Genomic DNA, 26,142 nt, shown 5'->3' with positions numbered 1-26,142 from the left:
CATGCACGATCCCGCCCCGCTCCGGCGGCTGGTGCACGTGCCAGCCCTCGACATTCTGCGGGCCTTCGCCGTGAGCCTGGTGGTGATGTCCCACATCTGGGTGGTCGCCCCGTACTTCTATTACCGCGAGATTTTTTCGCAGGCCGGCTTTTTGGGGGTCGACCTTTTCTTCGTGTTGAGCGGCTTCCTCATCACCGCCCTGCTCTTACAGGAGCACCACGACCGGGGCCGGATCCGCTTCCGTCGCTTCTATCTGCGTCGAGCCGTTCGACTGCTCCCAGCGCTGATCGCCATGCTCGCGGGCTACTTGCTCTACGCCTGGCTCGCCGGTTGGCCACCGTTGGAAAACCGGAGGTGGGTGGTGGGCAGTGCCGGTGCCACCGTCGTGTTCGCCATGAACTGGCGGGCCTTGTCGAACCCCTTGGCCGCCGGCGACCTCGTGGCGATGTGGTCGCTGGCCATTGAGGCGCAGTTCTATCTCGTGTGGCCGGTAATCCTGTCGGTGATCTTCGGGATCCGCCGCAACGTCCGCCTCGTGATCCCGGCCCTGGCGGGTCTGATCATCGCCGTCACCGCATGGCGGGTGCTGGTGTACCACTGGTGGGGCTGGGAAGCGGCCTATCTGCGCACCGACACCCGGGTGGATGGGCTCCTCATCGGCGCCCTTACCGCCACCCTGTTCGTGCGGGGACTCACACCAGCCCGCCTCCCCCGCTGGACACCGTGGGTGGTGGGGGCAGCCTGGTTCGGTCTGATGCTCACCGTGAAAGCCGACGGCTCCTTCGCCTACCAGGGCGGCATCACCCTCTGGATCGTCGCCTCCGCCATCATGATCCTCTACGTCGTGAGCGATCCGCGGCCGCTGCGCTCGTGGCCCGCCCGGGGGGCCGAGATCGTCGGCAAGGGCTCCTACGCCATCTACCTATGGCAGGTCCCGGTGATCTATGCCGTGAGTCGACAGGGAAATCCCAACGCCTCGGTCCGACGCATCATCCTGTGCCTCGTGGGAATCGCCATTACCGCCACGCTCTCCTGGTTCCTCGTGGAACAGCCGGCGCAGCGATTCGCACGCCGGTTCGGGGCCCGAGGCGCGTCGCCGGTGGATTCCCCGCCTAGTGCCTTCTGAACGGCCGGGCGGCGCGGCTGAACAATCCCAGGGTGCGGCTGATCGCCCCATCGGAAAGACGCAGGCGGCGCTTGACCACGTCGTAGCCAGCCAGCGCTTTCGTATCCAGGTAAATGGAGATGCTCCGCCAGCCATCGGTGGGCCGAGCCCGGTAGGTGGTGGAGCGGGTAAGCACATGGTCTTCTTTGGTGAAGTAGTAGAGAGCCAGCGACTGTCGAGCCAGGCCGGGCGGAACCGCGAGGGGTTCGGGATGCCCGTGGTAGGAGTGCTCATCGGTGGTGAAAATGAAGAGTCGGTTGCCCGTGGGCTCCACCCGGGTAACCGCTCGTTGCATGTCCTTGGACCACAGTTGCAATTGTCCGCCCCAGGCCGAGTCCCAGGTGGGATTCAGATAGAGGAGGAGGTTCACGCGACGACGCCACCCTGGCTTACTGTGGTGGGCGGTGAAGTCGGCGTGGACGTTCAAGAAGCCACCGGCCACGGACCGATGAAGCCCGCCACCGTCCATGACATCGTCGGCCTGGAGGTTGGCGAATCCGGTGAGCTCGCCCAGGAAGGCCACGAAGCGCTCCGAGGTAAGGACGGCCGACACTGCCTCCAGCGTGGGTCCCCAGGAGGACTTGGTGGTGTTGGCGTATTTCCGCTCATTGAGATGGAGGTAGTTCGTCCATGAATCTTCCTCAATGCGCCCGAACTCCTCGTACACCCGAGCAATGACATCGCGATGCAACACATCATCGAGCACGATATGGGGGTACGGACTGGCGGCGGCATAGCGCTCTGAGAGCTCCGGCAGTGCTTCCTCTAACTTGTCGATGCAGAGGAGGTCTGAGGTGGTGGGGTGCATGGCTCCAACGTCGTCGCGGGGGGATTCCAACCCCGGCAAAGTTAGGTTACTGTACCGGCGGTGCCCCCCCTGGACCGACTTCGCCGGCTACGCCCCTGGCCTGCGCCAGTCATTTGATTCACCCCTTCGCCACCACCCGTGCCCGGTGGGAACAGGCCGAGCCCGATTTGCGCCGATACACCCGCAGCGTCGCCGTGGCGGGTGGCCTGGGCGTCATCGCGTACCTATTGGTGCTCTGGGACTTCGGCTGGCATCCCTTGCGCACGGCCATTGGGGGCGCCGACTTCTCCGGCTTCTACGACCTCCAAACCCGCCAGTTGTTCCACGGGCACCTCGACGTGCCTCGGGGTATCCTCGGCTTGGAAGCCTTCGCCGTGCGCGGCAAGGAATTCATCTACTTCCCCCCGGGACCCTCCTTGCTCCGGGCCCCGTTTTTTCTCTTCACCGATCGCTTAGACAGCAAGCTCACTGCCTTTTCGATGCTGGCGGCCTGGATTGTTGCGGCCGTCCTCATCGCCCTGCTGATGTGGCGCGTGCGGCTTCTCCTGCGAGGACGCACCGGTCTGGGACGGGCGGAGGCGGTTGGGTTCGGCCTCCTGCTGTTCTCGCTCATGGCGGGGTCGGTCGTGCTCTACCTGGGGTCGCTGCCCTTCGTGTATCACGAGGCCTACGCCTGGGCTATCGCCATGGCCCTCGGGGCCACCTTCAGCACCATCGGCCTCCTGCAGCAACCCTCCACCCGCGGGGCACTCGCCGCCGGCGCCTTCACCCTCGGGGCCATTCTCAGCCGCACCACCTCGGGCTGGGCCTGCGCCGGGGGTCTGATCTTGGCGGCGCTGTGGTTTGCGTCGGGTCGCAGCCACCAGGTGCTTCCGCGCCGCTGGGTGGCCACTCTGCTCGCCGCCGCCTTTGTGCCGTTGGCCGTAGGCATCATTCTGAACTGGGCCAAGTTCCGCCACCCCTACTTCTTCCCCCTCCAGGATCAGATCTGGACCGGCATGAGTGCGCAGCGACGCGCCGCCCTCGCGGCCAACGGTGGGGACCTCGTGTCTCCGAACATCCTCCCGGCCACCGTGATGGGGTACTTCCGGCCGGACGGTATCCGCTTCAGCACGCTCTTTCCCTACATCACCCTGCCCGCCGAGGTCCCCCAAAACTATGGCGGGTCGTTCCTGGACCAGATGTACCGCACCGGCAGTGTGGTGGCGTTCATGCCGGTGCTGGTGCTCCTGAGCGTCTGGGGCCTCATCACCACCTTTCGACGCGGCGTCAAACGAGAGATCCGGAACCTCCGCATCCCCCTGCTCGCGGTTCTGGCCATTCCGCTTCCCATCATGTTCTACGGCTACATCGCCATGCGCTACACGGCGGAGTTCATCCCGTTGTTCGCCCTCGCCGGCAGCATTGGCTTCGTAGACATCGCCCGTCGCGGCGGACCCCACCCGAAGCGTGCCCGCCTGGCGTTCGGGATCCTTGCGGTGCTGGTGGTCTTCGGCTTCGCCGCCAACCTCGCCGTGTCGGTCACGTCGGCGCGCCTGGCCAACCCTGGCACCCCCCTCACGCAGTACGTCCGGCTGCAGACCATCCTCAGCGACCGCACCCCCGGACGCCCCTTAGACCGCCTCATTCGCCAGGCCCCTACCCTCCCTCGCTCCGGTCCCACCGACCGCGTCCAGATCGTGGGCGCCTGCCGCGCCGTCTACATCGGAAGCGGCGACCCCCTCGCCCCGTGGATTCCCTTCGAAATCCAACCCCTCGAGTGGGACCTCGATCTGAGCACGGCACCAACGACACCAACGACCCTCGACCTAGCCCAGGCCGACGGAGCCGCTGGTGACGGCCTCCAACTCGAATTCGATGGTACCGGGCGCTACCGGGGCACCTTCACCTCCACCACCGAGGTCGCGGTGGGTCGCTGGCGGCCCGTCCCCCCCGGCGGGGTGCATTTGCGTCTCTTCGCGTACCTCACCGAAGGCCTCTACATCCTCATCGATGTGGACCGGCCCGCCCGGGGCCTCGTCGACCTGCCCTTAGGCCAACTCGATCAGACGCCGTACCGCCAGCAGTTGAACTTCCACCCCACCAGCGATGACGATCCAGCGCCCAGTGGCCTCACCCTCACCCAACGGGAATTGCCCCCACCACCGTTGTGTCCGACGCTGCGGGAACGAATCGGTCCGGGAGGCGGCTGAGGCCCCCGAGCACTATCGCCTACGATCTGTGCTGTGGCGGTCGTAACGGTGCCTGAGGAACTGAACCTGGCCGCCGTACACGAAGCCATTGCCGCCACCGTTCCTGATCGAGACTGCATCGTCTGGCGCCACCGCCACTGGAGTTGGGCCGAGGTCACCGACCGGACACGACGGATGGCCGCCGTTCTCCAGGAGGCGGGACTGGGGATCGACGCCCCGGCGGCGGAACGCAAGGGGTGGGAATCCCCCCACGATCACGTTGCCATTTATCTCCACAACGGCAACGAGTACCTGGAAGTACTACTTGGTGCCGCCAAGGCTCGCGCCGCCGGAGTGAACATCAACTTCCGGTACGTCGCGGAAGAACTCCGCTACGTCCTCAACGACTGCCGGGCCAAGGCCATCGTCTACCACGGCACCTTCGCCGCCACGCTGGCCGAGGTGCTGCCCGATCTGCCCGACGTGCGGTTGCTCCTGCAGGTGGAGGACGGCTCCGATGCCCCGCTGTTGCCGGGCGCCCGACGCTATGAAGCGGCGTTGGCCGCCGCCGTCCCCGTCGCCCCCACCGGCTTGTCCCCCGACGACCTGTACATCCTCTACACCGGCGGCACCACGGGCATGCCCAAGGGGGTGCTCTGGCGCCAGGCCGATTTTCTGGCCGCCTGTCTCGGGGTGGCGAGCACCAAGACTGATCTGGTCACCGCCGCCGCCACTGCCCGCCTTCGTGCGCTCCCCTCGCCCCCGTTCATGCACGGTGCCGCCCACTGGAACGCGATCAGCGCCTGGATCTCCGGTGGCACGGTAGTGATTCAGTCCGACCCCCGTCGGTTCGACCCGGTAGACATCCTGGACACCATCGAACGCGAAGAGGTTTCCTCGTTACTCATCGTGGGTGACGCCTTTGCCCGGCCACTGGTGGACGAACTCGAGGTCCGCCCCCGACCCCTGCCGCAGTTCCGTTTTCTCCTCACCGGTGGCGCCATCCTGTCGCCGTCGGTCAAGACCCAGCTCCTCAACCTCCTCCCCCAGTTGCGGATCGTGGATGTGTTGGGCTCGTCGGAAACAGGACGGCAGGGCGTGGCGCGGTCCGACCAACGACACCCGGCCACCGCCTCGATGTTCCAGCCCTCCCCCACCACCGCCGTCCTCTCCGCCGATCGCCAACGCGTGCTCCCCCCCGGCGATCCCGAAGTGGGCTGGCTCACCCAGACCGGGCGGGTGCCGCTCGGTTACCTCGGGGATGGGCCCAAAACGCTGGCCACCTTTCCGATGATCGATGGGATTCGCCATGCCGTAGCCGGCGACCGAGCCCGCATCCACGCCGATGGGTCCATCGAACTGTGCGGACGGGATTCGGTGACCATCAACACCGGTGGTGAGAAGGTGTTCGCCGAAGAAGTGGAGCAGGTCCTCAAGCAGCACCCCGCGGTGTTCGACGTGTTGGTAGTGGGTCGACCGAGTGAACGCTGGGGCCAAGAGGTGATCGCGGTGGTGCAACTGCGCCCGGGCACCTCCCCCGCCGATGCAGAGTTAGCCACGGTGGTCCGGAGCTACCTGGCTGCCTACAAAGTTCCCAAGGCGTTCGTGCGGGTGGAGCAGATCGAGCGGAGTCCCAGTGGTAAGCCCGACTATGGCTGGGCAGATTCCATAGCCCGCAGTAACGTGTAGCCCCTCATGTTCCGACGGACCATCCCCCTGGCTTCGCCGCTGGCGCTAGAGCAAACCCTGGCGCCGCTTCGCCTAGGACAGTCGGACCCCACCATGGTGCTCTCGCCGACGAGGGTACTGCTGGCCACCCGCACCCCCGATGGTCCTGCGACCGTCGAAGTCCAACACTGCGACGATGCGATCGAGGTTGAGGCCTGGGGTGACGGAGCGGAATGGGCCCTGGCGCAGGCCCCTGCCGCCCTGGGGGTGCTCGACGACCCGGCCGATTTTCATCCCTCCCACCCGGTCGTGCGCCAACTACACGAGGCGGCGAATGGCCTGCGCCTACCCCGCACCGCCCTCGTGTTCGATGCGGTGCTCTCTGCCCTCCTTCGCCACCAGGTGACACGTTTCGAGGCCCGGCGCTCTTTCCAGCAACTCGTGGAACGCTGGGGCGAGCCCGCCCCCGGACCCGGTGGCCTGCGCTTGCGTCCCGATGCTCATGTGCTGGCCGCCCTCGGCGAGTACGAGTTACACGCGGCCGGGGTCGAGGCCCATCGCGCCGACGCCCTCAAGCGGGCCAGTGCCCATGCCAGCCGTATCGAGGCCACCGCAGCCCTTCCCGGGCCGGAGATGCGCGCCGCCTTGGAACTGATCCCTGGCATCACGGCCTGGACCGCCGCGGAGTCCGCTCGCGTGGCGGCGGGCGATAGCGATGCCATCGGCCTGGGCGACCCTGCCCAGCGGAAGCTCATCGGCCACACCCTCCGGGGCGGCCCCGAACCCTCTGACGAGCAGTTGCTTGAACTCCTCGAAGAGTTCACGGGTCAGCGAGGACGGGTGTGCGTCCTCATCGAGTGGGCCGCTCTCTCATCTCCCCTAAGCCTCGGTGAACCCCGGACATCGTTCCCCGCCCCGCGCTGAAGCTCACTCCTTCTGCGCCACCGCATTCGGCGTCACATGCATGACCGGCTCGAAGGCCACCGGTTCCACCACCCGGGCTTCACCGCGAACCGTGGCCCGTAGATCCCTTCGGCACGCCGGGCACGGGCCGTAGTACGGGCCATCGGAGGGTTGGGCACAACGCGGGCAGGTCATGGTCATACCCGCCAGGTTCCCACGAGGGGGTACCTTGCTACGCCATGTCCGCCGCCATCCCCCCGTTGCTCCGCCGCCACTGGCCCGCACTGGTGCTGGCGGCACTCGCCGCCGCGGTGGCGGCCTGGGCGCGCTACCGGATCTATCCCGGGCTGTCCTTCAACCGGGACGAGGCCGTGTACCTCTGGCAGGTGGAGACCCTCGACCAGGGATTCCTGAAGTCAACCGATGGCGGTCGCCCCGGCCTGTTCCTGCCCTGGCTCTCCGGGGCCCGAGATGGATCGCTGTTCACCCAGTACACCCTCGGATGGCCCCTGGTTCTGCTGGCGGCCAAAGTCCTCACCGGTTCCGTCGCCTCTGCTTTGTATGCCGGGGCCAGCCTGGCGGTGATCGGCACCTATGCCTTGGCCTGGGAGGTCACCCAGCGACGAGCCACCGCCATCCTGGCGGCCACTTGTATGGTCGCCTCGCCCATCGTGGCGATCCAGGGCGGGATCTATCTCAGTTACCTCTTCACGCTCGGACTGGGGTTGCTCTTCGGCGTGGGCCTGCTCTCGGGGATCCGCACGGGCCGCCCCGGGCGCGTGGTGATCGCCGGCGCCCTGCTGGGATGGATCTTTTTCACCCGCCCCTATGACGGACTGCTCTGGGGGATCACCTTCGGGCTCTACGCCATCATCGCCACGCGCCATCAGTGGCGACAGCTCGTGCGTCCCTTCCTGCTCGTAGCCATCGGAGCCACTCCGTTGGTCCTGGCCACCATGGCCTACAACCTGAGTACTACCGGGGCGCCGCTGGCCTTCCCGATCACTGCTGTTGATCCGCTGGACACCTTCGGATTCGGGCTGCGCCGGATGATGCCGGGCTCCGGCAGCACCCAGTACTCACTCCCCGCCGGGCTCTACGCCCTAGCCAAGCACGCCTTCTTCTTCCCCTGGTTCCTCCTCGGGAGTTATCTCGGAATCGGGGTGGCGGCCGCCGGTCTCTGGAGGGCCCGTCACCGCCAGACCACCCTGCTCATTGTGATGATGGGGCTGATGTTTCCCCTCGGCTACCTGCCCTTTTGGGGGACGTGGGTGTCGGGGCAGTTCACCCGGGTGAGTGGACCGATCTACTACCTCCCTCTCTACACGAGCATCGTCGTGCTCATCGCTATTGCTCTCGTCGAGTGGTATCCACGCCACCGTGCCGGGGTGAGCGCCCTCGGAGTGGCCCTCGTGCTGGCCACCCTCCCCCCGGCGATCAGTCGACTTCACCTCAACAACCACCTGAGCACCCCCCAGCAGGCATGGCTGCGCAGCGTTGAGGCCATCGACGGCCCCGCCATCGTTTTCGTCGGCGACACGAAGGGTCACCTGTTGTTCCTCAACCCCTTCAGCGCCAACGGCCCCCAGCTGAACGACCGCATCCTCTACGCCGTGGATCAACGCCCCGACATGCTCGACCTCATCGCCGACGAGCCTGACCGTCGCCCCTACCTCCAGTGGGCCAGCGCCTCCCAAGAGGACCTCGGCCCGAAAGAGAAACCCGTCTCCTTCGATGTGGTGCTCGAGCCGGTCACCGTGGCGCGCGGGGCCACCCTGAACCTCCAGGTGACCGCCGGCGACCCCCACGGTGAGTCGGTGGTGGCGATCGAGGTGCGGGTGGATGGCCAGTCCATCCGACGCCACGCGCCAGCCGGTACGCCACTGCCTCCGCTCACCATCGGGCCCCCGGGCGGCGAGAGCGATCTCATCCTGCCGCCGAGAGGGGTACTGGTCATCACCCTCGGGTACGGGGCGAGCGAAGAAGCCGCGCTCGCATCACCGCGAGCCCAACACCGCATGGTGTTCCGACAGGTGGATTCTGAGGTGGAGGTGTTGGTGCCCGCCAATCGATTTGTGTACGAGCAACTCCCGGACCGCTCGGAGTGGAGACACCGATTGACCACGCCTGACCTCGCCGTGAAGATCACTGCGAGCGATTGACCTCGTCTCGGCTGAGTAGAAGTTCAACGGCGAGGACCACCAAGGACAACCACGCCAGTGAGGGCCGCTCCAACACACGGCTGGCCACCAGCGCTGCGGGCGCCACCACCACGAGCACCACCCGGCCCCGCCTCACCCCTCCCGCCACCGCAGCGAGCACGCCCGCGGCTACCACCATCGGCAGCGCCGGAGTGGCCAGCAGTAACGCACCCCCGCTCACCAGCAGCGCCGTGCCCGCCACCCGGGTCCAGGGTTGGGTGGGCACGCTGAAGGGCGAGCGCAGCACCGGTAAGGCCCGGCCCGAGGCCACCACGCCACCCCGCCGGCGGAAGAGAACGATGCCGCACCCGAGAGCGGCGAGCCCAGAAATACCCAGGCCAATCCCGATGAGACGCTGGGGAGCCCACCGCAGCGAAACGGTGACCGGGCCGGGACCGCTGGGGGTAAGGACCCACCCATTGGCGTACCCGTCCACCAAGGTGCGTTCGCCGACGGTGGCGTTGTCCACCGCAACGGTCCATCCATCACTGGCGCTTTGGCCCAGCACGAACCAGAACGGGGTGCCCTCCGCGTCGACCACCGCCTTCACCGTGGCCGACCCCAACTCGGTGACCTGCACCGCGGGGGCGGTGGCTACCCCCGGCCCGCGGGGGGCGACGGTGGTGGCCTCTCCATCGGCATCGGTCGAGAACACCATCTGATCGAGGTTCCAACCGGTACGCCAACCGGGCGCGGCCGTAACCCGGTGGCTCCCGGCGGCGAGGTCTCTCGGGCCACAGCCGGTAAAGGCCACCGACGCAGCGGGCCCAGTATCGAGGCGCACCGCCACGGCCTGCCCGTCGATCTCTACCAGATCGTCCCGGCACTCCCCGTCCGCTGCCGCCACCGCCCCTGAAGTGGTTCGAGCCGTGCCCTGGATGGCAAAGGATCGGGCCAGGGGGAGTTCGAAGCGACGATCCAGGCTGGCTTCATCATCGAGGCGATCCGTACCGGGCAAGAACAGCCGGAGGCGAGTGAGCACCACATCGAGGCTGTGACCTTCGAGATCGTCGCCCACGCGATTGAGCAGATCCACTGGGAGGCGCACCACTTCAGACACCACCGTGTTGCCGATGCCGATCTCGGCGAAGCCCACCGGCGCCTGCGGGTCACCGCCGCCCACATCGGTCGTCCCGGTGATCTCCACCCGTAGACGGGCTACCGACTGGGGCGGGATCGCCACCACCTGCCCGGACCCCTCCAACGACTCCGGACCCAACACCACAGTGAAAGGGGTCTCGTCACCCACGGTGATTCGGGCGGTGCGCACCGCCCGACCCAGGCGAGCCGACGACGGCTGACGAAGCCGCACCCCATCCACCCTCGGCGCCGGATCGGGAGCCACCACAATGAACTGGCCGCGCGGATCGATGCCCCCCACGCGCCACGAGGTGGCGGGGTCGCCATCGACGGCGTTGGCCCCCCGATCCTCGGGGCGCTCGGGCCCGCCATCACCACTTACCTCCACGCGGCCTCCCACCTGCTCCACCACCGAGCGGTCATTGTCAGTGGAGCCCGGGAAGGGGTCGAGGCGGAAGTCGTAGCCGGTGGGGTCAGCGGCGGTCTCACCCGCTCGTTCGGTGTGACCGCGACTATCTCGCAAGGCGTAGAACCAGGTCTGGATACGACGCCGATTGGAATCGGTGAGCACCAGATGGGCCGATGCGGCCAGGGCCTCGCCCACCTGTTCGTCACTCAGCGCCGCCGACTCAAGCACTAGCGAATTGCCGTCCAGTAATCCGGCCGTGGCGGCATCCACGATGCCGCTCCCATCACCATCGAGAACCACCGGCCCCACCGTGGGGGCCGTCCGCACAATGCGCCGGGGCGACTCCACCCCAAACAGCGCCACCGACGGCAGATCCGGGTTCTGACCATCCCCGCCCGGAGGGCCATACCGCTGCGGGGGGGCCAATCCGGGGGCCTGAATCAGGGCCTCCCAGACGGGCCCCGGCGGAGGCGAAAAGCCACGCGCCGGATCTTCGAGGTCGGCCCGCAAGGAAACCGTACCCACACCCAACAAGCGGGCCAGCGGGGCGATCGAGAGCGGGTCGAGCACCCCGAGTTGAGCCTGACGGTCAAGCGCATCGAGCAGGTTCACCGAGGCCGGGGTGCCGTAGGGCAACACCTCCCGGGCCAAATAGGGGCGATCAGTAAGACCCGGCGTAAGCGGGTCCACCAGATTGCCCCAGCGATAGCCGGCGAAGTTGGACCCGGGTAGTTCGAGGATTCTGGTGGTGTGGTCGCCGGCATCGAGGGCCTTCACCGCCTCGATCCAGTAGGACGGGATCTCCTCGGGTCGATCCTGCCCCGCCGAGAGGTACCCGCCCTGGCCCACCGGCAACAACACGCCCACCGCCAGGACCGCCACGGCCGCCGCACCCGCCCGAGTCCAACTGCGGCGCGGGATTGCCGCCACGCCGGCGGCGCACAGGCCGGCCAAGCCCAAGACGATGAGGGGAACCGCTCGCGGACTGTTGCGAAAGGCCAACCCGAGCGAGGTTTCGGTGGTGAATACCTTCCAGGCCCGCCCGTAGGGTGTGGGATCCTCAAAGGGCCAGGAGCCCACAGAGATCACGGTGCCCACGAGCACCAGGAGGCTGAAATACACCCGGTAGGACCAGCGCAGGAGCAGGGCCACCACCAGGCCCACCACCGGGACGGCGTAGGTCAGGACCAGCACCAGGGGGTCTCGTAGGTAGACCGATGCCTGTTCGAGAGAGAACCCGGAGAGATCTCGACCGTAAAAGAACCAGTTGCCGAGACCGCGCAGCACGTCCCCGGGGGTCGACCACTCCGCCACGGTGGCCAGATTTTCCGTGAGTTGTAGCACCGGAAGCCCGTAACGACCCTGCAGGCGCAAACCAACCAGCCACCAGGCCGACACCCCGACGCTGACGAGCACCAAACGTCCGGCGCTCGCCAGCACCGCCCGTGGACTACCCCGGAACCCTTCGAGCACGAGCCAAAGCAATGGCGCCACGCCTACCAGCAACAGCGACGACGCGTTGATCCCGCCGGCCAGCAATAACACCACTCCGAGCCCGGCGGGAGCCCGCCAATCCCGGTCGCGGGTAGCGCGCATCGTAAGGCCCACGATCCACGGGAGGGCCACCCAGGGCACCAATAGCACCGACATGCGCGCCGTGAAGGCCAGTTGGTACGGGGTGAACCCGTAGATAAGCGCCCCCGCCAACGCCCCCGCCCGGCCCGGGCCAAGTTGCAAGAACAGCCAGCGGGCGCCCACCACCGCCAGGAACGTGAGCGTGCCGAGCCACAGTCGCTGCGCAATCCAGTCCGGCATCCCCAACCGGTCCAAACCCCAAAAGATGGGGGCGACCGGGAAGGCGTAACCGAGGTGCTGGTGGGGCACCGTGCCCGCCCCGATACTCGGATCCCAGAGCTGCAGGGTGCGGCGAAGGAACGCTCCAGGATCGAGGTACAGGTACTGCTTACTGTCGGCGCTCACCCGCCCCGGCGAAGACCACAAAAACGGGAGATACACCAGAGCCGCCACCACTACCAGTTCGGGTTTGCACCGGCGACGCACAACGAGCCACGGTAGTTGCCCCACACCCCTCGCATCGCCTGCCCGAAAGCATCGCTGCCCATGCCCGCGCCTACCGACTCGTCCGCCCCCACCCAAGACCCTGGCCGCGTGGTGGTCATCGGCGCTGGTCCGGCTGGGCTCACCGCTGCCTATCAGTTGGGTAAGGCCGGACACCCCTGCACCATCCTGGAGGGCACGAGCGTGGTGGGCGGCATCAGCCAGACCGTGGTGCGCGACGGTTGGCGATTCGACATCGGCGGTCATCGCTTCTTCACCAAGGTGCCCGAGGTGGAAGCGCTGTGGCACGAAATCCTGCCCGAGGAAGATTTCATGCTGCGACCACGGGCGAGCCGCATCTACTACCAGGGAAAGTTTTACGCCTACCCGATCAAACCCTTGAACGCCCTCCGCAACCTCGGCCTCATCGAGGCCACTCGCTGCGTGCTTTCTTACGGTTGGGTGCGGATCCACCCGCCCGCCGATCAGAGCACCCTGGAGGGCTACATCGCCACCAACTACGGATGGCGCCTCTACGGGCATTTCTTTCGGACGTACAGCGAGAAGGTGTGGGGAGTACCGCCGTCGCAGATCTCCGCCGAGTGGGGCGCCCAGCGCATCAAGGGGATGTCGCTGTTCAAGGCCGTATGGGAACCCCTACGCGCCCGCCTCGCCGGCCGACGCGCCGGCCGCCAACAGGTCACCAGCCTCATCGAGGAATTTCAGTACCCCAAGTTTGGTCCTGGGATGATGTGGGAACGCTGCCAAGATCTCGTGGTCGAGCAAGGATCGACGATCCTGTTCCACGCGCCGGTGACGAGCATCCGGCATCGAGATGGACTCGCCGTGTCGGTCTCCACCCCCGACGATCTCCACGAGGTCGACCATGTGATTTCCTCCATGCCCTTCAACGCGCTGCTGCGCGCCATGGACCCCCCGGTACCGGCACCGGTGCTGGCCGCCGCCAATGATCTCGGCTTCCGAGATTTCCTCTCGGTGGCCCTGGTGGTCCCCGCCGACAAGGTGGCCTGGACCGACAACTGGATCTACATCCATGCCCCTGAGGTCAAGACGATGCGCGTGCAGAACTTCGGTTCCTGGTCGCCCCACATGGTCAAAGACGGCCACAACGTCCTCGGCCTGGAGTACACCGTGGAGCAGGGCGACGAGTGGTGGAACGCCAGCGACGAGGAACTCATCGAGAAGGGCAAAACGGAGTTAGAAGCGCTCGGACTCATGCAGGCCAGTGATGTCGAGGCGGGCTACGTGGTGCGCATGCCCAAGGCGTACCCCCTCTACGACGCCACCTACAAGGCCAACGTCGAGACACTGAGGGACTGGCTCCGCCAGAACGCCTCCAATGTGCATCCGGTGGGACGTAACGGCATGCACAAGTACAACAACCAGGACCACTCGATGTACACGGCGATGCTGACCGTGGAGAACCTGCTCGGTGCCTCCCACGACATCTGGGACGTCAACGTGGAGGAGGAGTACCACGAGGAGTCATCCGGCAAGGGCGGCACCGGGCGCGATGCTCCCATCCTCCCCAAGCGCGCTTAGCGGCCCCGCCGAAACACTCGATCTCGCAGGGCCCACCAGGTAACCAGGAGCATGGCTTCGGCCACGATCCGTGACGACATTTTGGAGGTGCCGCGCACCCGGTCGGAGAAGATGATCGGCACCTCTGTGATCAACCCCCCCGCCCGCCGGACGCGGTAGGCCATCTCCACCTGGAAGGCGTAGCCATCGGCACTGGTGGTCTGGTAGTCGATGGCCTGGAGCAATTCGGCCCGGTAGGCACGAAACCCTGCGGTGGCATCCCGCACGCCGAGACCTAACACCATGCCGGCATATCGGTTTCCCCAACGCGACAGAAGGCGCCGCCGCAGGGGCCAATGCGGGGTGCCGCCACCACTTACGTAGCGAGAGCCCACCGCCAACGACGCACCGTTGTCCACTGCGTCCAGCAGACGCGGCACATCGGCGGGGTTGTGGGACAGGTCGGCATCCATCTCCACCAACACGTCGTAGCCCATCTCGATACCCCACTCGAAGCCGGCCCGATAGGCGCCGCCCAGCCCCGACTTGTGGGTGCGGCGCAACACCGAAATCTGACCCAACGCCACCCCCGCCGACTCAGCGAGGTCCGCCGTCCCGTCGGGACTGCCGTCGTCCACCACGAGCACCGACAACTCGGGGGCCACCGCGCGCACCTGCTCGAGAACCGTCACAATGTTTTCCGCCTCTTGGTAGGTCGGAATCACCACCAACGGGCGCGTCGAGCGGGGCACCGCTGAACCTTAGCGGTGCCCATTCCCTCACTGGAACCACCACTAGGGTCGGGAGTTCCGATGCCCGAGACCACCCCTGATCGCCAGAAGCTGGGCGACGTAGCCACCGCCGCGGGCCTACGCCGGATGCACATACTCGCCTGGCGTGACCTCGACGACATCGAAGCCGGCGGATCAGAGGTGCACGCAGCGGAGATTGCCTTGCGCTGGGCGGCCGCCGGCATCGAGGTGGTGATGCGCACCTCCCATGCCCAGGGCCATCCCAACCAGATCGAGCGCGACGGCTACCGGGTGATCCGTCGCCGGGGGCGGCACCTCGTATTCCTGGATGCCCCCCTACAGGAACTCCGCCGATCGGGCGGTCGCCGCGACGGGCTGTTGGAAGTGTGGAACGGCCTCCCTTTTTTCACCCCCCTGTGGGCCCGGGGTCCGCGGACCACCTTCATTCACCATGTCCACGGCGACATGTGGCGGCAGGTGATGACGCCGCACCTCGCCCGCCTCGGTGAGGTGCTCGAACTGCGCGTGGCCCCCCGCCTGTATCGACATTCGCGCATCCTCACGCCATCGCCGTCGTCACGGCAGCAAATCATTCACCGCTTGGGCATCCCCGCCGACCAGATCACCGCGGTGCCCAACGGCATCGACCCGCGCTTCTCCCCGGGCGGCACACGCAGTGCCCATCCCCGAGTACTGGTGGTAGGTCGACTCGTCCCCCACAAGCGCCTCGAGTGGATCATCGCCGCCGTGTCGGCGATCCGACCTCGTCTCCCTGAGGTGCAGTTGGTCATTGTCGGGGAAGGTTACGAGCGCAGCGCGTTGGCCCGCCTCGTGCACGACCAACAAGCCGACGCCTTCGTGCATTTCGAGGGTCGAATCTCCCCGGAGGCGCTGGTGGATCACTACCGATCCGCGTGGCTCGTCGCCAGCGCCTCGTCGCACGAGGGATGGGGCATGACCCTCACCGAGGGCGCCGCCTGCGGCACCCCGGCGGTGGCCACTCGAATCGATGGCCACGTGGATGTGGTGCAGGACCAGCGCACCGGACTGCTCGTCGACAACCAGCACGAACTCACCGCCGCTATCGAGCAGGTCCTCACCGATTGCGATCTCCGGACCGCGCTGGGAGCCGCCGCCCAAACACAGGCCGACGGGCTCACCTGGGATCGCACCGCCCTAGAGGTCTTACAGAGCGTGGCGGACCAATGTCTCCGGTAATACCACGCCGTCGATGGCAACCGGCCTGGACCACTGGCGCCCAAGGTCGTTTCCTCTTGGCCAGCGGCGCCGGCGCCACCGTAGCGCTCGCGCTGTTCACCTTCGTGATTACCCGCGGGCGTGCCGATCTCCTCCAGTGGCAACGCAGCGGGGATTTCTACGATGCGCAAGCGCACGCCTGGCTGGCAGGCCGCTGGAGCATTCCCGATGGGATCTTGAGCATCGAAAAGTTCCTGCATGACGGCCGCGCCTACATGTATCAAGGACCCTGGCCTGCCTTAGCTCGCCTCCCCCTAGCGGCGCTGACCACCCGCTTCGACTCCCGCCTCACACAACTCTCGATGATTCTCGCCACCCTCGTGGCGATGGCAGGCACCACCCGTCTCCACTGGCGCATCAGGGCCCTGGTGCGCCCGGCCACGCCGCTCGGGCGCGGCGATCTCGCCATCGCCGCCCTCATCACCTTTGCGGTGGGCGGTGGCTCCACGTTCCTGTTCGAAGCCAGTCGGGCGTGGGTCTACCACGAGGCATCGTTATGGGGCGCGGCCTGGACAATCGTGGGCATCGACGCCGTAGTGGGATGTGTGCAGCGGCCGAGTCGGCGCCGCTTCGCGTGGGCGGGACTGGTCATCACCTTGGCTATGTGCTCTCGCAGTTCGGTGGCCCTGGGGGCTGTGGCCGCCATGGCCATCCTGGCTGGCGGGAACCTCATCGTCGCGATGACCCGACGGCGCGGTCGGAGCCACGCATGGTTCGCCTGGGCGGGCAGCGCCAGCCGTCCCGATGGCCGTGTGCCCGTGGTGGCTCCCGCCCTGGCCGCCGTCATTCCCGTGGCCGTGTACGCGGCGGTGAACTACATCAAGTTCGCCACCCTGTTCTCCATCCCGTTCTATAGCCAGGGCTTCAGCATCGAAGATGCCCAACGGCGCCAATTCCTGGATGCCAACAACGGCACGCTGTTCGGCTTCAAGTGGGTTCCCACCACCGTGGTCCAGTACATCCGACCCGATGCCCTGCGGTTCACCTCGGCCTTCCCCTTCATCGATTTCCCCCCACCCGCCCGTCCCTTCGGTGGCGTGGAGTTCGACCTGGTCGACTACGCCAGCAGCCTGCCGTCATCCATGCCGGTGCTGGCGGTGTTAGCGGCGATCGGGGGGTGGGCGCTGCTCCGAGCCCCGCGCGGGGCATCGGGCACCGGCGTGGCCGCCCTGCGCGGGCCCGCCCTCGGCGCCCTGGCCGGGGGGATCACCATCCTCCCCTTCGCCTACGTCGCCAACCGCTACCTCACCGACCTCATTCCTGCCCTGGTGATCCTCAGCCTCATCGGGGTTCACCACCTGCTGGCCCGCAGCACCGCGGTGGCTGATCATCGCCCCCGCTGGGTCGTTCCGGTGTGGGCCACCCTGGGGGTTTTGCTGCTGGCGGGGGTGTGGGTGAACTTCTCCCTTGGCCTGATCTTCGGTCGGCTCTACAGCTCCGACGTGAAAGACGATGTAGCCATAGGCTTCCTGGATACGCGCTACGACATAGCCCAGTCGCTCGGAGGCGAACCGTTTATCCCGCTTCGACCGGGCGAGGGACTCCCCAACGACGCCCGTCGCGGTGAGGTCACCATCATCGGCGATTGCGAGGCCATGTACCTGGCCGACGGCATGCCCCTGAACGCCTCGAAGCATCATGCCTGGAACCCCCTGGTGCGCTCTGAAGCCGGTGGCCGCTACCTGCGCAGCATCACGTTTCCGGCTGAAGCGCCCGGCACCCGACTCCCGCTGTTCACGCTCACCAGTTCGGCCGGCGACGGACAGCTCTATGCCGAATGGATGGGCGGCGCCGGGGTACGGTTCAACTATCAAGGCCCCGGCAGTGGCTATCGCAGCCCCACGTTATTTCTGCCGCCTGAGCGCACGTACACCCTCGATCTCGTGGTAGATCCCCGGCTCGAGTTCGTCCAGATCTGGCTCGATGACGTATTGGCCTTTCAGAGTTTCTATACGACCCCTGCCGACGCCGCCATCACCGCAGGCGCGGATATTATCGACGATCCGTTGCTAGCCGATACCTACACGGGCCGGTTCGACCCGCTGCCGGAACGCAATCTTCGTCGTTGCGAGGAACTGCGCCAAGAGGCGGCTCGCTGAGCCTCTTCAATCCCGCGAACACAACTCGTACACGAACTGATAGCTGAACAGTTGCGGGCGGATCGCCACCAGCGCGCCGTCGAGGCGGCGCAGTGTGTCGCGCACCCCGCTTCCGCCACCCGGCCCGGACGCTCCGCGATCGGCTACCTCCAAGGGGAGACCGATCGCTTCCTCGCGACGGATTTCCCAGCCGTTCGAATACACCAGATGGCCGAAACTCCTCTTGGTGAAGAACCGCAGGTGCCCGCGATCCAGGATGCCCCGAGCGTCGTAGTCGAAGCGACCCACCGCCACCCGAACACGCGGATACCAATGGCCGAAGTTGGGGATACTGGTGATCACACTCCCCCCGGAGCGAAGCACCGACCGGGCCGATTCCAGGACATCTTCCGGCGAACGAACGTGCTCGAGAACATCCGCGCACAGCACCACGTCAAAATTTTCCCCGACTCCCTCGGGGATTCCCTGCTCAAGATCGGCCTGGAAGAAATCGGTAAGTCGCCCCCGCACGCCCTTGTGTTCCTCGAGGTCCACCCCGATGACTTCATGCCCCATCTCGATCAGCCGAGCCCCCAACTCCCCGTCGGAGCAGCCGAGATCCAAAATACGCGAGGGCGGTCGCAGACTCATCCACCGTTGGATCCGACCGTGGGACGAATCATCACCCGCTTTGATGTCATAGGCAGTGGAGGAAAACGCCTTCGCCCCGGTGCCGAAGCCCATCTTGTGGGCGCGATACCGCAGCACATCCTTCACGACGTCTTTGGCGTAGCCCAGGCCGTCGACGTAACAGATCTCGTCGCCGTAGTAGGTGGGGATGGGGATCTCGTGGATCCGGTACCCGGCCTCATGGAGCTGAATGATGATCTCCGTGTCAAAGTTGAAGCCGTCGGCGTTGACGTCGAGCGGGAGTGCCTCTAGTGCCTTCACGTCGTAGGCCCGGTAACCGGAGTGCCACTCCGTGAGTTCGGTACCCACCACCGCGTTTTGGAAGGTGGTGAGAATCCGGTTGCCCACGTATTTGTAGGCTGGCATGCCGCCGCGACGGGCTTCACCCTGGTTCATGATCCGCGACCCGAAGACTGCCTCCGCCCGGCCGTCCACAATGGGCTTGATCATGGAAGGCAGCAACTCGGGGGCGTACTGACCGTCGCCATGGAGCAGCACCACCACGTCCCACCCGTGCTCGATGGCGTACTGGTAGCCCCACTTCTGGTTGCCGCCGTAACCGAGGTTGTGTTCATGACGGACGATCCGCAGCGGTAGTTCCGGGGCAATCTGCTGGTATCCGAGCGCCACGAGGTGGGTGGAGTCTTGGCTGTAGTCGTCGCCGATGAGGATCTCGTGGATTTCCCCCCGGAAATCCAAGGGGATGCGATCGAGGGTTTGCGCGAGCGTGCTGGCCGCGTTGTAGGCCACCACGAGAATCCCAACTTTTTTCATCCTTAGCATCTTACTGGCCGGCCGGGAACCCGGAAGGATCCTGGACCGGGCGAGGCATGACTCAGTGCGTCGGGCCCAACGAGTCATGCTCTAGTGCCATGAGTCGCCGCCCCGTTCACGTCCCCCGCCGGATCGTGGCTGTCCTGGTGGTCCTCGTGGCGGTGACGGCGGGTGGGGTGGTGGCCTTCGCCACGGCTCCCAACGGGCCCGGCCTCAGCGTGGATTCAGCCTCCTACGAACTGGCGGCCACCGCCTACCGCGACGACCCGTGGCGGGTTCCTCTCGTACTCAACGGGGTGTTCCCGCCCGGTTACTCCGCCACCATCGCCGGGGCTCGATTCGGCACCGCCACCGCCCGCGAGGCGGCCCGGGCGGTGAACATTGCCTGCCTCATGGCCATCATCGTCATGGTGGCCGCCGCCGTGGCCGCCGCCCGGCCCCGACGCGGGGCCGATGCCATCGCCGTGCCCGTAACGGCGGCGCTACTCCTAGCCACCTCGGCCGCCATGCTGCGCTGGACGGGCTACGTCATGGCCGAGGTCCTGTCCATCACCGCAGTCGTCGCCGCCGTGACTTCTGCGGCCATAGCCGTCACGCGGCCACGGTGGTTGGTGGTGACCGCCGCGGCGGCTGGAGCCGCAGGACTGGCCCGCCATGGGGCGCTGGTCACCGTCCCCGTCTTAGCGGTCCTGGTACCCGTCCTGGTACACGGACGACGGGCGCAGGTACGAGCCGGGGCCACCATCGCGCTCGGGGGCGCCGCCACCTGGTACTTCAGCACGCGCCTCCTGCTCGATGCAGCGCCACAATCCACTAGGGCGATCGTGTGGCATCCCCCCGGGGTGGGCGACCTGCGCACCCTCGTGGACACCCTCGGTGCCTATTGGCTGCCGAGTGGCCTAGGGCCCGCCCTGACCCGGGCGTTGGTGTTGGGGGCGGGGATAGTGGCGGTGGTGGTCATCGGGCGGGCGGCGACTGGAGCCGGAGGAGGGCGCACCCCTCGCCCGCCGTTGGTCGTGTTGGCCGGCGGGATGGCTCTCGCCCAGATCATCATGTTGGCGGTCAGCAAGACGTGGCTCGATCAGGCCATCGTGGCGGACGACCGCCTGGTCCTGCCCGTGGTACCCCTGGTGATCCTGATGCTCGGCGCAGCGTGGCCGGTCGACACCACCCACCAACCCCGGCTTCGTGCCATCGGGCTCTCGCTGGTTGTTGTGGTGCTCTGTGCCCAACTCGCCCGCACCGCCGACTGGATCCACCAGTCCCGAGGCGATGGCATCGAATACAGCCAGCGCCGCTTCGCCACCTCACCCACCCTCGCCGCCGTGCGCGCCCTACCCGCCGCCACGTCGCTGTGGACCAACGACGTAACGCTGCTGTCGCTGCGGGCCGAACGACAAGCATTCCCAGTGCCCGCCCGCACCAACGGCTACAGCGGCCTCACCGATCCCGGGTTCGAGGCCAATCTGGCCGCCCTGCGCGATGGCCTGGCCGCCGGGGGGGCGGTGGTGTACGTGGAGGGGTTCACCTATCCGCGTTTACTGAGCCGGGACGAACTGGAGGCGTTGGTACCCGGTTTGGTAGCCGAACCCTTTGCCGATGGCGCCATCCTGCGGGCCGAGGACTGACCTCTCCTAGGATCTGGAGATGTCCACTTCTGTTGCGCTCGTGCACGGGTTCGCCACCTCTAGTGCGCGCACCTGGGGCGACAACGGATGGCTCGACCTCCTCGCCGATGCCGGCCGTCGCGCGTGGCCGATCGATCTGCTCGGCCACGGCACCGCCGCCAAGCCCCACGACCCGGCGGCCTACGACGCCATGGAGCAATTGGTGCTGGCCCAACTCCCCGCCGAACCGGTCGACGCCATCGGCTTCTCACTCGGTGCCCGGGTGCTGCTCAGCCTCGCCAGCGAGGTGCCCGAGCGCTTCGAGCGCCTTGTGCTCACTGCCGTCGGCGCCAACCTGTTGCGCAGCGACGGCAGTGATCTGGTGTTGCGGGCCATCCAGGGCGAAGGTGATCCCGCCAATCCCGTCGTGGCCTACTTCGCCGGCCTGGCCCAGCACCCCGACGTGGATCCGCTCGCCCTCGCCGCCTGCCTCCAGTCGTCGCGCCCCGCCCTAAGTGCGCAGAGCCTGGCCCGGGTGAACATCCCAGTCCTGGTGATCCTTGGCGACCAAGACTTCGCCGGCCCCGGCGAGCCACTGGTAGAGCTGCTTCCTCACGCCGAACTGGTCACCTTGCGCAACATCGACCACTTCGCCACGCCGAAAGATTTTGGCTGCATCGATGCCGCCCTCACGTTCCTCGGGGCATCCCTGTGAGGCCGCCATGACCCGCGAATTCATCCTGGGGGTAGACCTCGACGGCGTCTGCGGCGACTACACCGCCGCCTTCCGAGCCGTGGTTGCCGCCGACCGTCAGGTGGCCCCGGAGACACTCGTCGACGCCCGCACCTGGGACTTCGCCGAATGGGGCATCCATGGTCCCGAAGAGTTCGACCGCCTCCACCGTCTGGCGGTGCTCGAACACCACATGTTCCGCACGATGCCCACGTTGCCAGGAGTAGCCGAGAGCCTCTGGCGGCTCTCCGATGCGGGGGTATGGATCCGCATCATCACGCATCGTCTCTGCGTGAACTGGGGTCATGCCATCGCCGTGGCCGACACCGTGGCCTGGCTCGACGACAAAGGCATCCCCTACCGGGACATCTGCTTCCTGGGGGCAAAACCGGAGGTGGAAGCCGATGCCTACGTCGACGACGCCACCCACAACGTGCAGGCCTTGCGAGCGGCCGGCAACCCCGTGATTGTCTTTGATGCCCCCTACAACCAAGCGGTCGAAGGCCCCCGGGCGTCTACCTGGGCGGAGGTGGAGGCGTTGGTGCTCGACTGGGTCAGTGAACGCGGGATACCCCTGCAATCCACCTTGCCCGGCCTAGACGAGGGTGCCGATCGCCTCACTCATCGCGTCACGCACCCCTGGGGCTAGCCCACCGGCACGGCGTTGCCGCCGCTGGCGGCGGAGCGATACATCGCGTCCACCACCTCGTGCGCCCGCACGGCGGTGAGCAGGTCGGGGTGATCACCCGCCGCGCCGGTGGCCACGGCCTCCACGAATCCTCGATCCTGGTTGGGTACTCGACCCCCACTGCGTTCACTGACCGCCGCTAGTAGTTCCTGGCCCTCCAGTGATCCCGACGAGCCATCGGAACGGATCCAGGTCACCGGACCGTGGGCGTCGTGCTCAAGCGTGATGAAGGCATGTTCGCAGATCACCTCGAGCCGTCGCAGGCTCGGCCGCTCTAAGAGTTGGTGCCAGACACTGACCAGCGTGCCCTGAGCCCCACCGGCAAATTCCATCGAACCCACCATGGTGTCTTCGATGCCCGGATGGCCATGAAAGGTGGAGGAGCGAGCACTCACGGATCGCATAGGACCGATCAGCCACTCGAGTGCATCAACGTCGTGGATCGAGTGCTCGAGCAATGTCCCGGCCCCGGCCTTGGTCTGGTCCGCCCGCCAACTCGAGCCGTACATCCCCTGCACCGGCAAGTACTGATCGTCGCGCAGCACCACGGCCTGCACGCGCCCGTTGGCGGGATCGGCCAACTGGTGCTCAAGTTCGAGGAAAGCGGGACTGCTGCGCAGCACCAAACCCACCTGATTGATCACACCGGCCTCCACCACCGCCGCCGCCGCCGACCGGGCCTGATCCAGGGTGATCGCCAACGGCTTTTCACAAAACAGCGGCAAACCGCGGGCCGCGGCGGCCATCACCACCCGAGGGTGCTCACTGGTCCAGGTACACACGTAGAGCGCGTCCACCGCCGCCATCACCGCCGCCTCGCTGCCCATCGCCTCGGCCCCGGAGGCCTGGGCGAAAGCCCGAGCGCGCGACGGATCCACGTCGTACACGGCGGCGATCACGTGATCGGCCCCGGAGCGCCGCAAGCTCTTCCCGTGGTAGGTGGCGATGTGCCCCGCTCCGATGAACCCAACCTTCACCGTCACGACCGACCCCGCTCTCGCTTCATGTGTTTTGCACGGTGAGGCCACCATCCACCGCGATCACCGCCCCCGTGATGAACGAGGCCGCCGGCAGCAAGAGCGACAGGGTGATCTGGGCCACTTCCTCGGGGTCGCCGTAGCGCCGCATCGGCACCCGCCGCCGAGCGAACTTGACCTTGTCTGCATCGGGGATCGCCTCGGTCATGCCGGTGCGAATCGGCCCGGGGCACACACAATTCACCGTGACCCCCCGGGGCCCGAGTTCCACCGACAGCGACCGCGTGAGGCCCACCACACCGTGTTTGGCACTGGTGTAGGGGGCGATGAACGCCGTGGCTCCGAGCCCCTCGGTGGAGGCAACATTCACCACCCGGCCGGCCCCGTGGCGGCACAGATCCGCCAGCGAGGCACGAATCATGCCGGCATAGGCGGTGAGGTTCACGGCCATGGTCTGTCCCCAGGCCTCGTCGAAATCGTCGTGATCGATCGGGGCCGGGATGCTGATGCCGGCGTTGTTCACCAAGAGATCGATCGGCCCCAGAGCCACCCGGGCCTCCTCCACGGCGGCTTCGATGGCCGGACCCTCCGCCAGGTCTACCACCACGGCTACGGCCTGACCCCCGTTGGCCACGATGGCCTGCGCCACCGCCTCTGCGCCCTCCCGACTGCGGTCCAGGACCGCTACCGAGGCGCCTTCATCGGCCAGGAGGTAGGCGGTGGAACGCCCCATACCGCTGGCGGCACCGGTGACCACCGCCACCTGGCCGGCGATCGAGCGACTGAGTTGGGTGAGGCGAGCCATAGGCCGCACCCTAGAACGAAGGGATGCACCCGAGGTCACCGACCCGGAGGGGGGTACTTCCGGTGCCACCCCGTTCGAACCCGCCCCGACTCCCCTGGCGCGCATCGCGCCCGAGGTGGTGCCCGCTGGCCCCGAAGGCTGGCGCCGCTCATCGGCCCAATCCACTCCATCGGGCCACGAGTGGCAGGCTGTGGGGATGGACGCTCGTGCCCTCCTCAGTTTCATCGATGCCTCCCCCTCGCCGTTTCACGCGTGCGCCACGGTCGCCGCCCGGCTTGAGGCGGAGGGGTACCGGGAAGTTTCCGACCAATCCGCCTTCCCTACCGACCCGGGGCGCTATCTCCTGCGGCGGGGCGGCAGCCTGGTGGCGTGGGCGATGGCGCCCCAGCACCAGGCCGCTGACGGCTTTCGCATCATCGGGGCCCACACGGATTCGCCCAATCTGCGACTGCGGCCCCACCCCGACACCGGCGGTTACGGGTACCGGCAGTTGGCGGTGGAAGTGTACGGCGAGGCCCTGGTCAACTCGTGGCTCGACCGCGACCTCGGGCTGTCGGGGCGAATTGTGGTGCGCGGGCCCCACGGCCCGGTGACCCAACTCATCCTCATCGACCGCCCCATCGCCCGGGTGCCGCAACTCGCCATCCATCTCGACCGCGAGGTGTCCACCAGGGGTCTGCTGCTCAACCCCCAGGAGCACCTTCGTCCCATTTGGGGCCTCGGCGACCACCACCAGGGGGAGGTGGCGCATTTTGTGGCCGCCGAAGCTGGGCTGAGTGTCGACAGCATTCTCGGGCTGGACCTGATGCTTCACGACCTCACCCCCAGCACCTTCATAGGGGAGCACCAAGATCTGATCAGCGCCCCCCGTCTCGACAACCTCTGTTCTTCCTGGGCCGGGATGGAGGCCCTCGTCGCCGCCACCGACCCCGCCGCCCCCACCACCGCCCAGATTCCCATCCTCGCCTTGTTCGACCACGAAGAGGTGGGCTCGTCATCGGATCGCGGGGCCGCCTCCCCCCTCCTGGAAGCGGTGACCGAGCGCATCGGGCTGGCCTTGGGGGGCGGTCGTGACGAACACCGGCGGGCCCTGGCGGCCTCGTGGTGCTGCTCAGCCGACATGGCCCATGCCACCCATCCGAACTATCCGGAGCGTCACGAACCGGGCCACATCATCGACCTCGACGGAGGCCCCGTACTCAAGATCAATAGCAATCAGCGCTACGCCACCGATGCCCTCTCCGGAGCGGTGTTTGTGGTGGCCTGCGAGCAGGCCAATGTGCCGCTCCAGCGATACGCCCACCGTGGCGATTTGCCCTGCGGCTCCACCATCGGACCGATCACCGCCACCCGTATGGGGATCGCCACCTTCGATGTGGGAGCACCGCAGTTGGCTATGCATTCGGCCCGAGAACTGTGTGCCGCCGATGAGCCGATCCGTTATGCCCGAGCCATGACGGCATTCCTCGCCCCCGCATAGGCCATGGGGGCGCGTTCCGGTCGGCGTTCCCTCGGGGCGGAGGCCACCGAGCCACCTGAGTGGATCCTGGGGGGTTGGGGCACACTGGTGGGGTGGATAGCCACGATCGGGAACAGCGGATGTGCGGCAACAAGGCCCGCCATCGGAACCAGGCGGCGGCCGAGGAGGCCATCAAGCGTCGCGCCTGGGACCAAGGCCGGGATGGTGCGGCTCTGTCGTGCTACCCCTGCGACTACTGCCACCAGTGGCACCTCACCAGTAAGCCTCCACGGTGGCCGTGATCGGGCAGACTGTGC

19 protein-coding genes are annotated in these 26,142 nt (G+C 67.0%); 13 read left to right on the top strand and 6 right to left on the bottom strand.

What is annotated here, in order from left to right; genetic code table 11:
- Window position 1 precedes the first annotated feature (1 nt).
- Window positions 2-1,126, top strand: coding sequence for an acyltransferase (locus EXQ71_04080; protein MSO86684.1), 1,125 nt, complete (start codon window positions 2-4; stop codon window positions 1,124-1,126).
- Here the strand turns inward: EXQ71_04080 and EXQ71_04075 are convergent.
- On the bottom strand, window positions 1,113-2,003 hold the full coding sequence (locus EXQ71_04075) for a 2OG-Fe(II) oxygenase (GenBank protein ID MSO86683.1): 891 nt from the start codon (window positions 2,001-2,003) through the stop codon (window positions 1,113-1,115). The two genes, EXQ71_04080 and EXQ71_04075, sit on opposite strands and share 14 nt — an antisense overlap.
- Before the next feature lie 83 nt (window positions 2,004-2,086).
- Here EXQ71_04075 and EXQ71_04070 point away from each other — a divergent pair, with 83 nt between their 5' ends.
- The 4 genes from EXQ71_04070 (at window position 2,087) to EXQ71_04055 (ending at window position 8,877) form a co-directional block, all read left to right on the top strand.
- Window positions 2,087-4,165, top strand: a complete 2,079-nt coding sequence (locus EXQ71_04070; GenBank protein ID MSO86682.1) for a hypothetical protein — start codon at window positions 2,087-2,089, stop codon at window positions 4,163-4,165.
- Window positions 4,166-4,213: 48 nt separating this feature from the next.
- Complete coding sequence (locus tag EXQ71_04065; GenBank protein ID MSO86681.1) at window positions 4,214-5,833, top strand: acyl-CoA synthetase; 1,620 nt, start codon at window positions 4,214-4,216, stop codon at window positions 5,831-5,833.
- Between the two features lie 6 nt (window positions 5,834-5,839).
- A complete protein-coding gene (locus tag EXQ71_04060; protein MSO86680.1) occupies window positions 5,840-6,736 on the top strand; it encodes a DNA-3-methyladenine glycosylase 2 family protein in 897 nt (298 codons plus the stop codon).
- A gap of 218 nt (window positions 6,737-6,954) precedes the next feature.
- A complete protein-coding gene (locus tag EXQ71_04055; protein ID MSO86679.1) occupies window positions 6,955-8,877 on the top strand; it encodes a hypothetical protein in 1,923 nt (640 codons plus the stop codon).
- Here EXQ71_04055 and EXQ71_04050 read toward each other — a convergent pair.
- Entirely contained in the window at window positions 8,861-12,640 is a 3,780-nt protein-coding gene (locus tag EXQ71_04050) for a DUF3367 domain-containing protein (protein ID MSO86678.1), read from the bottom strand. The two genes, EXQ71_04055 and EXQ71_04050, sit on opposite strands and share 17 nt — an antisense overlap.
- On the opposite strand from EXQ71_04050, the gene EXQ71_04045 reads away from it, so the two are divergent.
- Window positions 12,527-14,026, top strand: coding sequence for an NAD(P)/FAD-dependent oxidoreductase (locus EXQ71_04045; protein ID MSO86677.1), 1,500 nt, complete (start codon window positions 12,527-12,529; stop codon window positions 14,024-14,026). The genes EXQ71_04050 and EXQ71_04045 overlap by 114 nt on opposite strands.
- Here the strand turns inward: EXQ71_04045 and EXQ71_04040 are convergent.
- Window positions 14,023-14,757, bottom strand: a complete 735-nt coding sequence (locus tag EXQ71_04040; GenBank protein ID MSO86676.1) for a polyprenol monophosphomannose synthase — start codon at window positions 14,755-14,757, stop codon at window positions 14,023-14,025. The genes EXQ71_04045 and EXQ71_04040 overlap by 4 nt on opposite strands.
- A 60-nt stretch (window positions 14,758-14,817) precedes the next feature.
- Here EXQ71_04040 and EXQ71_04035 point away from each other — a divergent pair, with 60 nt between their 5' ends.
- Window positions 14,818-15,975 carry a glycosyltransferase family 1 protein gene (locus tag EXQ71_04035; GenBank protein MSO86675.1) on the top strand — a complete coding sequence of 386 codons (1,158 nt, stop codon included), beginning with the start codon at window positions 14,818-14,820 and terminating at the stop codon, window positions 15,973-15,975.
- Window positions 15,963-18,113, top strand: a complete 2,151-nt coding sequence (locus EXQ71_04030; GenBank protein ID MSO86674.1) for a hypothetical protein — start codon at window positions 15,963-15,965, stop codon at window positions 18,111-18,113. Before EXQ71_04035 ends, EXQ71_04030 begins: the two co-directional genes overlap by 13 nt.
- Window positions 18,114-18,119: 6 nt before the next feature.
- Here EXQ71_04030 and EXQ71_04025 read toward each other — a convergent pair whose 3' ends face one another.
- Window positions 18,120-19,565 carry a glycosyltransferase gene (locus EXQ71_04025; protein ID MSO86673.1) on the bottom strand — a complete coding sequence of 482 codons (1,446 nt, stop codon included), beginning with the start codon at window positions 19,563-19,565 and terminating at the stop codon, window positions 18,120-18,122.
- Between the two features lie 89 nt (window positions 19,566-19,654).
- On the opposite strand from EXQ71_04025, the gene EXQ71_04020 reads away from it, so the two are divergent.
- From EXQ71_04020 to EXQ71_04010, 3 genes are read left to right on the top strand one after another with little or no spacing between them, the layout of a single operon-like run.
- A complete protein-coding gene (locus EXQ71_04020; GenBank protein ID MSO86672.1) occupies window positions 19,655-21,184 on the top strand; it encodes a hypothetical protein in 1,530 nt (509 codons plus the stop codon).
- Between the two features lie 19 nt (window positions 21,185-21,203).
- On the top strand, window positions 21,204-21,878 hold the full coding sequence (locus EXQ71_04015; protein ID MSO86671.1) for an alpha/beta fold hydrolase: 675 nt from the start codon (window positions 21,204-21,206) through the stop codon (window positions 21,876-21,878).
- A gap of 7 nt (window positions 21,879-21,885) precedes the next feature.
- Entirely contained in the window at window positions 21,886-22,545 is a 660-nt protein-coding gene (locus tag EXQ71_04010; GenBank protein MSO86670.1) for a hypothetical protein, read from the top strand.
- Here the strand turns inward: EXQ71_04010 and EXQ71_04005 are convergent.
- Both EXQ71_04005 and EXQ71_04000 read right to left on the bottom strand, forming a co-directional pair.
- Window positions 22,542-23,615: a Gfo/Idh/MocA family oxidoreductase gene (locus tag EXQ71_04005; protein ID MSO86669.1), complete on the bottom strand. Its 1,074-nt coding sequence runs from the start codon at window positions 23,613-23,615 to the stop codon at window positions 22,542-22,544. The two genes, EXQ71_04010 and EXQ71_04005, sit on opposite strands and share 4 nt — an antisense overlap.
- On the bottom strand, window positions 23,587-24,366 hold the full coding sequence (locus tag EXQ71_04000; GenBank protein MSO86668.1) for an SDR family oxidoreductase: 780 nt from the start codon (window positions 24,364-24,366) through the stop codon (window positions 23,587-23,589). The genes EXQ71_04005 and EXQ71_04000 overlap by 29 nt, the downstream gene beginning before the upstream one ends.
- A gap of 196 nt (window positions 24,367-24,562) precedes the next feature.
- Between EXQ71_04000 and EXQ71_03995 the strand changes: the two genes are divergently transcribed.
- Both EXQ71_03995 and EXQ71_03990 read left to right on the top strand, forming a co-directional pair.
- Window positions 24,563-25,846 (top strand): M18 family aminopeptidase, encoded by a 1,284-nt coding sequence (locus tag EXQ71_03995; GenBank protein MSO86667.1) that lies wholly within the window; start codon window positions 24,563-24,565, stop codon window positions 25,844-25,846.
- A gap of 92 nt (window positions 25,847-25,938) precedes the next feature.
- Entirely contained in the window at window positions 25,939-26,127 is a 189-nt protein-coding gene (locus EXQ71_03990) for a hypothetical protein (protein MSO86666.1), read from the top strand.
- Window positions 26,128-26,142 lie beyond the last annotated feature (15 nt).

This window comes from Acidimicrobiia bacterium, from assembly GCA_009694375.1.
Taxonomy (GTDB): Bacteria; Actinomycetota; Acidimicrobiia; order Acidimicrobiales; family VFJN01; genus VFJN01.
This window is presented reverse-complemented; position numbering and strand designations above follow the sequence as displayed.